This is a genomic window from Nocardia sp. NPDC004168 (assembly GCF_040610355.1).
GTDB classification, from domain to species: domain Bacteria; phylum Actinomycetota; class Actinomycetes; order Mycobacteriales; family Mycobacteriaceae; genus Nocardia; species Nocardia sichangensis.
In genome coordinates this window covers 111,973-126,719 of the sequence record NZ_JBEXME010000009.1, presented here as the reverse complement: position 1 = coordinate 126,719, position 14,747 = coordinate 111,973, and the positions used below count along the sequence as shown (strand labels likewise).

The 14,747-nt window shown below is 71.1% G+C and carries 1 protein-coding gene (running past one end of the window); it reads right to left on the bottom strand.

Going from position 1 to position 14,747, the window contains the following annotated elements; translation table 11 throughout:
- Positions 1-14,595, bottom strand: partial view of a hypothetical protein gene (locus ABZW96_RS18740; protein ID WP_355076157.1) — the 5' portion only. Its footprint begins 14,115 nt before the window's first position; 14,595 of the gene's 28,710 nt are visible here — the first part of the coding sequence; it begins with the start codon at positions 14,593-14,595; its stop codon lies beyond the left edge, outside the window.
- Between the last annotated feature and the right edge of the window lie 152 nt (positions 14,596-14,747).

Genomic DNA, 14,747 nt, shown 5'->3' with positions numbered 1-14,747 from the left:
TTCACGCAACGCGTCGATATGCCCGCCGGGCTGCGCCACGATGACCAGGCGGTGCGCACCCCGCTCACCGGTGAACAGCGCGATGCGTTCGGTCAGGCGGACACCGGCGGGATCCCGGTCGAGCAGGGCGTTGACCGTGCGCCGCGCCACCGCCGAGTCGTCGGCCTCGACGGGAGCGTGCCGCGCCGGCTCCGCCGCATCATCGGCCATCGGCCACGGCTGGTAGCGGCCGTGGTTGTCCGCGGCGGAACGGGCGACTTCCATCGTGATCTCGGCCTCGGGCAGCCCCACCTTGTCGACGTACTTGCGCAGCGCCGTCAGCCCGGCGTCCAGCGCGCGACGCTCGGGCGGCACGCCGTCGTCGGCGTGCGACGCCTTCCGGTAGGCCCGATCGTAGGCCTGGGTGTAGGCGGTCTCGGCGGGGCCGACGGGCACGAAGCGCCCCGATTCCCGTAGCACGCGCAGGGTTTCGATCTCGACAGCGAAGTCACCGGTGCGCATCCGCCGCAACTCGGGCGAGTCCGCCTTGTGCGGGCTGGGCGCGTGGTCGAGGTCGGCGGCGGTGAATCCGTTGGCCCGGTCCCATTCCGCGGCGTAGTGGGTGGCGTAGTCGACGCCGTCGATCAGCGGCCCGCGTTCGACCAGCGCGGCGCGCACCTCGCGCACCGCCGCCCGGTAGGCCGCCGCGTCGAGCATCGATGGCCGGACCGACGAGTTGTCGCGATACGCGCGTGCGGCGATCTTGCGTGCCTTCTTGCGTGCCTCGTCGAACGTCTCGCGCAGTCGGTCGTCGTGTTCGACGGTGCGCGGCTCGTCCGGGGTTCGCTCCCGCTCGCTCTGGTACTTCGCGCGTTCCTCGCGGACCCGGGCGAACTCGAAAGCCCTGGCGTGCGCCTCGGCCTGGCGATCGAGCATCGTGCCGACGTACTCGTCACGCGACAGCGTGAGCCGTTCCAGCGGACCGTCGCCCACCCGCGTCTGCTCGGCCATGGCGGCGGCGTGCACCCACGCTTCGGCGAGCTCGAGCGCCGACGAATTCGAGTGCAGCACAATGCTGTCGGCCGACGGCACGTAGCCGCTGTCGGACCGCAGCTGCTGCCTGCCGTCACGCGCGGCCGGTGGGTCGTCGAACGTGAACCGGATATCGACGCCGAGCCGGTCGACGGTGCTCATGGCCCACCGGCCGACGGAATTGCCGTCGCCGCGCACCCGCTCGCCGCGCATGTTCTGGTAGACGCGCAGGTTGTCGCCGTCCAGCTCGCGCATCACGCGGTCGAGCCGGTTTGCCAGGTGGTCGGCCGGTACCGGCTCCTCGGCCGCGGGCCGCTCCGGTCGAGCGACATCGTCGGGCGGATTCGGCGTCCGCTCGCGCATCCAGTGGCCGTCGTCCTCGGACCGGACCGCGGAAGGATCGGTCTGCTCGTGCCGCAACCGCACCGCGCCGGAGTCGTCGACGTCCACCCACACCCGATCGGCGACGACATCCTCCACCGCCAGGGTGTGCCGCAGTGACGTGTCGGGCGCCTCGTCGCCGGTCACCCGGGTGAACCGATCACCGGTCTCCGCGACGAACACCTTCGGCGGCCGTCCGGGCAGCCACGCCACCCGGTCGGTGAGCCAGCTGCCACCGGCCTCGCGAACCTGCCGGTCCATCAGGTCGTGCCCGACTCGCGCCGCGAGTTCGAGAGCGACGCCGTCCCGCGCCGCGACCGCGCGCCCGCGATCGGCGGCGAGTTCGCTGAGAATCCGCACCTGAGCGTCGAACGTGACCAGCTGGTCGTCGCCGAGTTCGCGCCGGGCGCGGGCGAGTTCACGCAGGTGGGCGAGCACGTCCGCTCGATCCTGTGCCAGCGCGCGGCGATCGAGCGCGTTGTGCTCGGGATCGAATCCGTCGAGCTTGTGTACCAGTTCATCCCACACCGCGTCGATGCGGCCGATCTCCCTGGTGTGAGCCGCGTGCCTGCGCACGAGGTCCTGCGTCTCGCGCGCGGCCTCCGCTGTCGCGGGCCGGTATTCGGCGGCCGAGCGCTCGTGGTGCTGGGCGGCGTCCCAGTCCCGGCCGTGCGTGCTGCGGGCACTGGCGCGCTCCTCGGCGGACCACGGCGGGTCGAACAGGTCACCGGCGAGCAGCGCCTCGACGCCCGCCTCTCGTCCCCGTTCGCGCAACCGGCCGGCATCCATCGCCGGGTCGGCCTCTTGCGCCCGGGCCACGGCCGCGTCGTAGGCCTCGAGGTACTGCCTGCGTACCGCGCGCTGGTACTCGACCTCGACCGGCGCCAGCGCGGTGGGCCGGCCGGGATACCCGGCGTTCTCCAGTTCGCGCAGGAATTCCGCCTGCCTGCCGGTCGCGACGGCATCGGCGCGCAATTGCGCCGTGACGTAGTCCTCCCGTGACATGCCCCGGATCCGGGACGGCGTGACCTCCACCTGCCCTGCCCGGATCGCCTCGGTCAGCGCGGCCACACGCACGAGTTCGCCGGCCAGCTCCACCTGTCCGCGGTCATGGGTGTCGATCCGGATGTCCATGGTGCGGCGGTCGAAGACGTCGGCCGCGCCGATCTCGTCGCCGAGGTCGGCGAACCGCACTCGGGCGCCCTCCGCGCGGAGCAGTTCCGCCGCCTCGCGACCGACGGCGGACTGTTCGAGCACCTGCCACACTTGGGCCGATTCGGCGTCGACCCGGCTCAGCTGCCACAGGTCGTCGGCGCGGACTTCGCTGTAGGCGCGCTCCGGCTGGTCGGCCGCGTCGTCCGCCGCCGGTTCCCGCTGGTTGTCGTCGACCCGCTCGCGCGATCCGGTGGCGTCCGGCGTCGAGTGCGTGTCCGCGTCGGCGAACTCCGGCTCGCTGAAACGCACTGTCGGCGCGGGATCGCCTGCTTCGACACGTATTTCGGTGAAGCCGTGCTCGGCCGCCAGCTCGCCGAGGAGGGAGTCGCGCATCGTTTCCTCGGGCGTCCGGTAGAGGTCCGGGTCGTGGCCCGGACCACCGTCCCGGTGCCATTCGCCCCGGATCTCGGTCACCAGGTGCCCGAATTCGGACATCGCGCTGCGGAAAAGGCCCGCGCCGTCGGCCGCTCTGGTGGCGGGCTGTATATGGACGCGCAGCACCCCCTCGGTGTCGACGGTGACGTGGATGCCGCCTTTGCCGTTGGGGTAGAGCCAGGTGTTGCGTCGGTCGTATTCGCGGACCACGGTGTGGTCGTCGCCGACCGGCGTGATGGCGTCGGGCGGCGGCACAGGGGCGATGTCGCGCGCGTGCTCGCGTACCCGCGCCAGCCGCTCCATGGCCAGGTCGTGCCAGTCGGTGCGGCCGTAGCGCTCGAACTGCGGCCGCAGCGCGGCGACCCGTTCGATGAGGATGTCGACGGCCTCGCGGGTCAGCTCGTTGTCGCGGTAGCGGACGCTTCCGTCGGCGTCGCGGGCGAGGAATCCTTCGGCGAACGGGCTCACCGCGTCGCGGGCCTCGGCGCTGTTCTCGAAGGCGCGGCTGTGGTCGATGCCCGCGAGCTGCCGGTCCGGCCCGGCGAGCCAGCCGAAACGATCCCGGTCCGGGGGCCGGACCACGGTGTCGAGCAGGCCGAGGGCGCGGCCGGGAATCGAATCGGCGTAGCCGAGTTCGTGCGGATCGGCGAAATCGCGGTGCCGGTCCCCGGCCGGTTCACCTGGCATCACCTGCTGGTAGACGACGTTGGGCTCGTGCAGTACCGACTCGGGCACGGGGGCGTCGACGGCCCGGCCGAGCGCCCCGGTGAGTACCTCGGCGACGGCGTGCCGCGGATTGACGACGATCTTGCGGATCAGTTCGGTGCCGTTGGCGAACCGGACCAACTCGAAGCTCCGGGCGCTGTGCGCCGAATCGCCCTCGCGCAGTAGCGTCGCGCCGATCTCGCCGGAAGCCAGCGCATCCGCCACGACCTGGTCGAACGAGCGGGTGCCGTGCGCGGCGTCCCAGGCGTCGCCGTAGAAATCGGCGTGGGTCCGATCCGGGCCGACGGTCTCGGCGTCCATCAGCGGGCGCAGCGCCTCGAACGCGGCCTCGCGGGCCTTGTCCTGCAGATCCTCGGGCCAGGCGTTCGGCTCCGCCGCCCGCGCGGCCGCGTGCGCGGCGTCGTACGCCTCGGTGTACACCCGCTCGAGTTCGGTCTCGGGGATCTCGTGCCGCGCCGCGCGCAGTTCGCCGATCGCCGCGAATTGCATGATGCGCGCGGCCGTCTCCAGGTCGAGCATCGCGCCGACGTACGCGCGGCGCGACGACTGCGTCCGGAGCCGGGCGGCGTCGGGCATGTCCGGCGCGTGGGTCAGATCGGCGAGCGTGCCGCCGCGCACCAGGGCGAGTATCTGCTGGGTGTCGGTCAGGCCGGGATCGAGGACCAATCGCCGTTGCGCGGGGTAGTAGCGATCCGGCGCGTCCGATTCGTACTCGACCCGCACCTTGTGCTCGGTCAGCGCCCGATCGATCTGCCTGCCGATCTCGGTCCGGGCCAGTTCCGCACGGAGACGGGCGGTCCGCTCCGCTGCCGCGGTCCCGGCGAGATCGCGCGGCGTGACCGCACCGACCGGGTCGCTCGGCGCGATCGGCCCTGGCTCGTCGACGGATCGGACGCGCACGCGGCCGAAGTCGTCGATCTGCACTTCGAGGAACCGGCGGTCGACATCGTCGCGGCCGAGCAGCGCGGCCGCGAACGGGTCGCGCTCGGCTTCCCGCATGACCCGCTCGTGGTCACCGGCTTCCGCGGCGATCACCAGCCGGTCCGGCTCACCCGGCACATGAGCGACGTGATCGGTGAGCACCCGGGCGCCCGGCTCACCGCGGATGGCCGCGCCGAGCACGCCCCGCGCGGCCGATGCGGCGAGACTGTGCTGTTGCCCCTCGAGCCGGGTCCCGGCCTGGTCCCGCAGATCCGCCGCGTCGCTCAGCACACGCAGATCGTGCTGCCTGCGCAGCGATTCGGCATCGTGGTCCGACCGGGTGGCCGCGTCCTGCGCCTCCCGCAGCGCCCGATCGATCGTCGATCGGGCGACGTCGCGGGTGCCGAAGAGCGCCTCCGCCCGGCGGGCGAATTCCGCGGCGGCCTCCCGCGCCCGCAGCCTGGCGTCCTGGCGGGTCAGCGCGCCGTGCCATAGTTCGTCCGCGGTGGTCGGCGAGAACGGATGGTGCCTGCCCGCCTCCGCCGCGCCGTCGCGGCCGACATTGGCCTCGTCCCAGATGTTTCCGTAGTAGTCGGCGTAGTTGCGCCCGTTGTTCCATTCCGTCCGGCGCAGCGGCTCGCGCAGCGCCGCGACGCCGAGATCGTGGGCCTCGGTGCGGGTTCCCGCGTTGTCCCAGCGCCGCCGGGACAGCTCCCGGTCGAACGCTTCCCGGTAGTGCTCTTCGAGCGGATGTTCGGCGATCTCGTAGCCGAGCGCGCGCAGTTCGGCCGCGAGCCGGAAGTGCCTGCCGCTGGCGGCGGCTTCCTCGTCGACCATCGCGTCGACGAATTCATCGCGCGACATCGCGCGGATGCGCTCGGGTGTGTTCGCCGTGGTGCGCTGGAGATGACGTTGCGCGTGCAGCGATTCGTGCGCCAGAGCCAGCGCCTGGCGCACGTGCGAATTGCCCGCGGTGAACGCCAGCGCCGACAGTTCGCGACGCCGGAACTCGCCGGTCCGCCCGTCCGGCGCGGTGTCTTCGTAGCCGGTGCGGATCGGGCCGCTGTCCAAGCTCGCCAGAATCTGTTTGCCGTAGTCGGTCTGCCGGAGCAGGGCGCGGACCTGGTCGTCGTGGGTGTCGAGAACCAGGCGGTCGTTCGTCGGCGCGTCGACGGCACGGCCGATTCCGCCCTGCTCCGCGTGGTGCAGCAACAGATCGTGCAGCGCGCGTATGGGTTTGCTCGCCGGGCCGAGATCGCCGAAGTGGTCGCGCAGCACGACTTCGGCGAAAGCTTCGGCCACCGCCTCGTGATCGTCGAGCAGGCCGTCCTCGTCGAGGCTGTACCCGCTGAGTTCCCGCAGCCACTCGCCGAAATCACCGTCGGGGTCCGCGGCGGCCAGCTCGAGCAGATGGCGCTCCGCCCGCATCCGCGCGGCGAGACCACCGGCGTGGTCGAGCACGTGACCGTATTCGTGCACCGCGACGGCGAAGACGGGCCGCCGCAACATCATCGGCTTCAGTTGGTCGTTGCCTACGGCGTTGTGCACCGCCGCACGGAAGTCGCGCGCGCTCGTGGCATGCTCGTGACTGAGGACGATCGCCCTGGTGAAGACCTTTTTGGTGACGTCGTCGATCTGGCCGTCGGCCCACCCGAGCTCGCCCCGCTTCAACTCGCCGATGCCGACGCCACGCAGGTCGACGTGCGGGAACCGCTGGTGCATCTCGACCATGGCCCTGGCGTATTCGCGCACCACCTCGGGGTTCAGGCCCGGCCGGTCGAAGCCGAACACCTCGAACCCTGGGTTGCCCGTGACCTCGCGCAGCCGGTCCCGCAACAGCGCGCCGACCTCGTGCGGACTCAGCTGCGACCACTCGTCCGCGGTCGCGGCGCCGAGCACCTCCGTATCGGGCACGTCCGCCGCGATGTCCTCGGGCGGATGGGAACCGCGCGGGGACTCGTCCGCCACGCGGTCCCGATCGACGTGCGGATCGTCATTCCCGGACCGCTCGACGCGGTGCGGCTGTTCGCCTTCCGGTGTGCTCGCCCTGCCCGGCGTCAACCGATCGATGAAGCGGCCGAACCTGCTGCGCGGCGCGGCGCGATCCGCCAAGTCGGTGGAGCCGTCGCCGAGCAGCTCGATGATCCGCGCGACAAGCTTCTTCCGGTCGGGCGCGGCCAGACCCTGCAGATGCGTGGACAGGACATCGGATTCCGATCGGTTCGACAGCGGAGCGGGCACCCGCCAGCCGCCGTTGCCATCGGGTTCCAGGTGGATGCTCAGCACCGTCGACCCGACTCGGAAGATTTCCAGTTCGTGATGCGACGGGCGTGGTATTCCCGAGTCGCTGGGCAGCGCTATCCGGCGGGTGTACAACCGGTGCGCTACCTCGGCCGGATGCGGCGGCGTCAACGGCGGATCGGCGTCGGCAGCGGTGCGGTGCCCCGCCTCGTGGAAGCCCTCGGTCAGCCTGCCCGGCACGTGGAAACCCTGGCGGCTGGTACCGCGGGCCTTCTCGGCGTCTTCGGCGGTGTAGAACGCGTCGGGTCCGAGTTGTCTCAGCCACTCCTCGAATCCGAGATGCGTGCGGCCCTCCGCCCGGTAGCGCAGATAGTGCGCCAGCATCTCCGTGAGCGCTTCGGTCCTGCTGGGGTGACGGTACGGCCCCTCCGCCGCCGTGACGGTGATGTGGTGCATGGTCGGCAGGCCGCCTGCCCCGCGCACCGCCTCGCGGTAGTCGAGGTAGTGCGACCGGTCCCAGAGCACGTCGGCGAGTTCCGGGTGGTTCGCCGCCAGTTCGCGCAGGGCGTCGATGTGCTGTCCGGGTTCGGCGACGACCACCAGGCGCGGCCGCCTCCCCGGCTCGGAATCGGCCGGGTAGCGCGCGACGCGATCGGTGAGCCGCTCCGGATGCGGCTCGCCGTCGAATTCCTGATCCAGAACGCGCCGGGCGAGTTCGGCGTCGTCGTCGCGCCCGATCTCGCGCGTCGCTGTGTCTTCGGAGCGCGGCGCGATCCCGTCCTCACGCGCCTGTGGATGACCCCACCGCGACTCGTCCTCGTTGCCCGCCGCGCGGACGACGTCCAGGGCGATCTCGGCCCGGTCCAAGCCGACCCGGTCGAGATAGCGCCGTACCGCCTCGCGTCCCGCCCGGTGGGCGGCCTGCTCCGGCGGCGGAGCCTCGGGGTTGCGGCGATGCGCCTTCTCCGCCTTGGGGTACGCCTTGTCGTAGGCCTCGGTGTACGCGCGTTCGGCCGGGCTGACCGGGACGTATTCGCCCAGATCGCGCAGCATGCGCAGGCTTTCGATCTCCAGCGCGACATGCGTGGCGCGCTCCCCGGCCCTGGCACGGCTGTCGCGCGCCTGCGCGTCGGCATCGACGACGCGTTCGGTCGGCGTGATGCCGTGCGCCCGGTCCCATGCCGCCCCGAAGTGATCGCCGTAGTCGCGCCAGTCGACGTGCGGCCCGAGGTGGTTCAGATGCTCACGCACGGCGCGCACACCGGCGCGGAAGGCGGCCCGGTGGTATAGCGGGAAGGACCGGACGACGCCCGACTTCCAGTACGTCTTCTCGGCGTAGCGCAGCGCGTCGTCGTAGGCCTTGCCGTAGGCGCGTTCCAGGTCGTCGACGCCGATCCGGTTCGGATCGATCATGCCGGTGTCGTCGGCGTTGCCCGCGTACATCAGGGCGTACGCCTCGGCCATCCGGTCCAGCATCAGGTCGACGTATTCGTCGCGGGAAAGGGTCAGCCGCGCCAGCGGTTCGCCCGCTGCCTCGTTCATCTGCTCGGCCAGCCGCGCCGCGCGCACCAATTCCGCTGCGTGCCGCCGAGATCCGGCGTCGGATTCCAGCATGACGGTATTGGTGACCGGGTTGTAGCCCGCGTCCGGCCGCAGTCCGTAGCGGCCGCTGTCCATGCGACGGATGCTCGCCTCGGACTCGGCGCTGAACCGGATGTCCACCCCGAGCCGCTCGAGCACGGCCGCCGCCCATCTGCCCTGTCGACTGCCGCTGAGTTCGACCAGTGCCTCGTTCCGCAATGCGGCCGCGTGCTCGGTGATCGTCCGCTGGTGCGTCCCCTCGCCCACCCGGTGCCGGGGCGGATCGGCCGGCGCGGGCGCGTCGGCGGCGTCTCGGAGGACGTGCAGGTCACCGGATTCGTCGAAACGCACCCGGATGTCGGTGGGTGGCGGTTCTCCGGCCAGGGCGGCGCGGTCGGACAGGTCCCGCCGCACGATGTCGGTGATCTCGCCCAGTACGCGGGCATGCTCCGTGGTCGCCCGCGTGTGCTGCGCGGTCAGATCCGCCAGCAGCAGCACGTAGCTGGTGCCGTTCCAGATGTCGATACGCTCGGACCGTTCCCGGACCAGGTCGAACTTTTCCTGCCGGGTGGACGGGATCTCGTCGTCGGGAAGGTTGAATCCGTCCTGCAGCCCCCGGAACGCGCGATCCCAATCCGCCTCGACGCGCGCCAGCTCGCGCCTGGCCGCCGCCTCCGCCCGCTGGAGCCGATCCAGTTCGCGGGCCGTCGCGAGATCGGAGGGAGCGTATTCCGCCGCCCCCTCGGGTGAGCGGTGCGCGGCGTCCCACTCCTCGCCCGCCTCGTGCCGTCCGCTGACGCCCTTGCGTGGATCCTCCGGTGCGTCGAATCGCGGATCGGCCAGCAACTCGGCCACGCCCGCCGCGCGCCGTCGCTCACTGTCCACGCCCGAATCCGATTGCCGTTCCCAGGCATCCAGGTCCAGCACCCGACGCAGGTCCGCGTCGGCTCGGTTGCGCACCTCCTCGAGGTCGATCACCCGCAGCGACGCCCGCTCCAGTTCCGACAACCGGTCCCGCCATGCGCTCGCCTGGTCGATCCGGATCGTCCGGCCGTGCAACTGCTCCATGGTGTCGGCCAGTGCGGCGCGAGTGCTCAGTTGCCCCTCGTCCGACAGGCCGCGAGCCGCCTCCGCACGCAGCGCCCGCGCCACGTCGACCGCCGCGGCCGCGGCGTCACGCCGGGCGGTCAGCCGAACCACCTCCGCATCCCGGATCGCCCGGCGCGCCGGGTCGTCCACAAGGCCATCCGGCTCGACGGCCCGGTCGAAGACATCCAGATAGGCCGATTCCAGCGCGCTGCGCTGCGCGGCATCGATCACATCGCGCACCGGCCCGCCGTACGGGTCGTAACCGGCCTCGCGCATCTCCCGGTGGAATTCGGCTTGGCGGCCGAGCGCTTCGGCCTCCACCCGCACCCGCGCGGCGACGTGATCGGCGCGGTCCAGCGCGCGGATCCGGGCCGGGTTCACCTCGAGTCTGCCCTCGGCGACCGCACCGGCCAGCTCCGCCGTCCGCACGACCGCCGCCGCCTGCGCCAGCTGGTCGCGGCCACGGGTGCCGATGAACACTTCCATCGTCCGCCCGTCGAACCCGTCCGGCTGTCCGGGACCGTCGCCGGGTTCCTCGAACCGGACGGCGGCGCCGAGGTCGCGCAGCCGGGTGAGCGCTTGCCTGCCGATCTCGCTGCGCACCAGCACTTCACGTACTTCCGCCGCGGCCACATCGGTCGGGCGATGGTGCCAGCCTGCGGGTTGCGCCTCGTCCGGGCGGACCAGATCACGCGCGCCGTTCTCGTCGCTCCCGGCGGTGACGGGTTCGGTGAGATCGGCGGGCGGTGCATCGGTTCGGCGTCGCGGCTCCTCCCCGTCCCGGGGGTCGTCTGCCCGAACCGCGTGTCGCTCGGAGTTCTGCGGCGCTTCGACGGCGTCGCGTTCGAACCCGCCCGGATCATCGCGCGAGATGAACCGCTCCAGCCGCAGCCCGTCCATGAACCGGCCGAGCCACCCGCGGCGGCCACCGCGGTCGACCGCTTCGTGCAGCAGGCTGTAGGCCACCCGCGTTGGTTCGCTCACCTGGAACAGGCCACGCGACCGCACTTCGGCGAACGCCTCGGCCAGCGCCTCCGCCGGGTTGAGCTGCCCGGACTTGTCGAAGCTGTATCCGCTGAGGTTGTCCTTCAGCCACGCCAGGTAGCCCTCGGTAGTCGGTTCGCCCAGCTGCTTGGACATGTAGTGGTTCAGCAACGCGGCGTCGAGCTTGCGCCGGGCGTAGCCACCGCTGCTGATGTCGAGGATGTGGCCGAACTCGTGGACCGCCAGCGCATGGACGGGCCTGCGGGTGGCGCTCGAATGCAACCATCCCGATTCGACGCTCTCTTCGACGGCCTTCCGGAACTCCGTCGCGCTCGCGGCATAGTGCTCGTTGATCAGCAGGTCGTCCGCGTACACCCGCCGGGTGCCGTGCTCGATCAACTGCCCGGTTTCGGCGAAGACGCCGCGCGGCAGCTCGCCGACGACGAATCGACGCAGATTCGCCTGCGGGTTCCGCTCGAACATCTCGACCATCGACCGGGCGTATTCCCGCAGCACCTCCCCGTTGAGGCCGGGCCGGTCGAAGCCCGTCACCTCGAACTCGGCATTGCCCGTGATCCGCCGCATCGTGTCGCGCAGCTTCTCCCCGACCTCCGCCGGACCCAGCCGCGACCACTCGTCGTCGAACGGCGCACCGAGCAGCTTCGCATCGCCCTCGACCGCATCGATCAACCGGTCGTACAGCATCCGGACCGGCTCGGCCACGTTGTCGCGACCGTGGGCGACCACCTGGACCAACGCCTCGGCCATCGCCTCCGACGGTTCGATCCCTTGGGACGTCAGGCTGTAGCCGCTGAGGTTGTCGCGCAACCATTCCGTGAAACCGTCCATCGTCCGGTTGTCCGGATGGTTGTCCATGTAGTGGTCGAGCAGCTGGTCCTCGGCTCCGCGCCTGGCGGCGTTGTCACCCGCGGATTCCAGCGCGTGCCCGAACTCGTGGACGGCGATCGAATACGCGGGCCGCCGCAGGACCGCCCGGTCGTACAACCCGTCGCCGACCCGGTCGGTCATCGTCTGCCGCAGGTCCCGCGCGCTCGCGACGTATTTCGGGCTCACCGTGATCGACTCGGTGTAGTGGTGCCCGTCCTCGTACCCGGAACGCGCCTCCGCGATCGCCTTGTCCGGTAGGTCGCCGATGCCGATGCGGCGGATGTCGACCTGCGGGAAGCGCGAGTGCAGGTCGACCATCGCGCGGGCGATCTCGCGCACCGCCTCCGGGTTGAGACCGTCGCGGTCGAAGCCGAACACCTCGAACTGCGGGTTGTCCGTCATCCGGCGCAGGTCGTCGCGTAGTTTCTCGCCGACCTCCGCCGGGCTCAGGCGCGACCATTCGTCATCGGTCGGTGCGCCGAGCACTTCGGTGTCGGGGGCATGCGCCGCGGGCTCGTCATCCGGCGTGCGTGGCGGCGCCGGGTCGCCCGCCGGTTGCTCCGGGTGCTCCCCGACCGCGAGATCGGGATGCGCGTCGGCGGCGACGAACCTGGTCGCGCGCGCGTCGTGCAGCGTCCCCTGGATCAGCACCTGGGAGAACTGGTCCGGCAGATCGAAGATCGGCTTGTACTTCCAGGACGCGCCCTCCGGCGGCGCCCCGGTGCGCCATTCCAGGATCACCCCGTCGCCGTCGGCGAATGCCTCGGCGGCGCTGCGCGTACGCGACCACGACGTGGTGTCGCTCTCGGCGGCGCGGCGCTGGGAGATGTGCTCTTCGGCGGACAAGTCCACGGTTCCGCGTGGCACCGCGCGTCCCGAAATCGCCTCGCGATACGACGGATTCACCGACCCGTCGGGCAGTAACCGGGGGATGCCGCGATACAGCGGCGTCCCGTCCTCCGGCAGGTCGCCCTCGAACAGGACGTCCCCGTCGCGACCGAACGAGTCGTCGGGGTCACGCGCTCGCGAACCGTCGTTCGGAAGGTCGATGTGGTCGGCGTCGAGCGAGAGCGGCGCGTCGCTGTTCTCCGGCGGCTCGGCGGCCAGCCGGGTCAGCAGGTCGTGCAGCGCTCGGGCGGGCGCGCTGACCGGTTCGTCGTCGCCACGGAGCACGTGATCGGCGAACGCCTCGGGCAGCGCCTCTTCCGGCCGCAGGTTGCCGTCGCGGTCGAAGCTGTGGCCGCTGAGCTGGTGCAGCCAATCCTCGAAAGCGAGACCGGGGTCGCGGGTGTCGTCGTCGAGATAGCGCTCGTACAGGTGTTCCTCGGCGCGATGGCGTGCGCTCTGCTGACTCGCGTGGTCGAGCGCGTGCCCGTATTCGTGCGCCACGACGGCACGGACCGGACGGCCCAGAACTTCCGCGGAGAACCGGCCGTTGTCCACACCGATCCGCATCCGGTCCCGGAAGGTCTGCGCACCGGTCGCGTGGTCGTAACTGAGGACGATCGATTCGGTGAACATGCGGCCGGACGCGTCCAGCCGTGGCTGCGCCATGCCGATCACCTCGGGCGGCAGCCCGCCGATACCGATGCTGCGCAGGTCGGCGGACGGGAACCGATCGACCAGATCGACCATTGCCCTGGCGTATTCCCGCACCACCTCGGGGTTCAGACCGTCGAGGTCGAACCCGAAGACTTCGAAGTCGGGATTCCGCATGGCGTCGCGCAGGTGCTCCTCCAGCCGCTCGCCGACCTCCTCCGGACTCAGGTGCGACCATTCGTCCTCGCCCGGAACGCCGAGCAGCTCCGCATCGCGGGCGGCGGCCACGTCGCTGTCGCCGTCCTGCGGCGGGACCGACGAATCGTCGGCGTCCCGCGCCGAGGTGCCGGTATCGCGTACCGGAGCGTCGGCATCAGGTACCGAGGCGTCGGCCAGCGGCGCTCGAGCCGGTGTTCGCGCCAGCGCGGGCGATTCGATGCCGCCGATGACATCGACCCGCACCAGCGCGCCATCCCGATGAAGGTTGAACTCGCGCGAGGTGACAACGCCATTCTTGGTGGCGTGCACCAGGTGGTACTCGACCTCCAGCGTCCCGTTCCGGTGCGCCTCCAGCAGTTGCTCACGCGCCTTCGCCAGCGCCCGCCCCGCAGCGCTGTCCGGGTCGACGCCGCGCGCCGCCATCTCCTCGGGCGTCTCGGTCAGAATCCGCCGCAAGTTCTTGTCGATCGCGGCCGTACGGCGCAGATACTCCGGCGAACCCTGTTGCGCTTCAGCTACTTTCGAACCGCCAAGGTCCCAGTGGACACCCTTGGCCTCGATCACCACCAGTTTCGGCGGACCACCGTCGGCGCCGGGAACCAGTACCGCTATGTCGACGGTATCGGCGCCATCGATCGCGCCCTCGAACGGCGACAGCAGTATCGCCCCTGGCCGCGCTTCCGAGTCGAGCCCGAACGCCCTGCCCGCCAGTTCGCCGAGCGTCTTGGACGCCTTCACCAGCAACGGACCCAGCCGGTTGAACTCCGCGGCGTTGCGCTCCATCTCGCCGAGGCGATCCAGCTTCGCCTGCTTCTCCTCGTCGGAGAGGTCGGATTCGAGAATCTCGATCTCGAGTTTCTCCACGCGCCCGGGGAGCTTCTCCTCGGCCAGATCGCTGATCTTCTTGATCTCGAACTCCGCCATGTGCCGCTTGACCGCGTCATTGGCCTTGTTGCGCTGCGCCTCCACCGTCGCCCGCTCGGTGACCGTTTCCGCGATCTGGGCTGCGATCTTCGCGTCGACCACGGCGTACGGCTGCTTGTCGCCGGGATCGGCCATGAACCGGTAGGGGCGGCTCGTCAGCGGATCGCTGAGATATTCCTTGGTCAGCTCGTCGTGCAACCGGAAGCTGTCGTCGCGGTAGGTGCCCGCGGCGTCGTCTTCGTGATGCCACGTTCCGTCCGGATCCCGGTAGGAGTCGGGCCGATCACCGAACTTGTGCAGCACCCCGTCGGCGTCGCGGTACATACCGGTTGGCACATCGTCGTCGCCGTGCTCCGACCGGTGCTCGGCGTCGTCGGATTCACCGAGGAAGTCGGGCGACTCGTCGAGCGCCGGAGTGCGGTCGCGTGTGGGCCGCGCGCCATCGCCCTCCGCACCGCCGCGGTCCAGCGGCGCCCCCTTCCGATCGCCCGGTTCCGGCACCTCGTCACCGAGGCGCGGCGGCGTCGCCGGATCAGACGGCCGATTCGCCTGGTCCGCGGCACCCGGTTCACGGTCACCCGGCGGAACACGTTCGGGATCGGACGCATTCGAGTCGTCACGCGAGCGCGCCGGTTCCGTATCGCCGCGGTCCT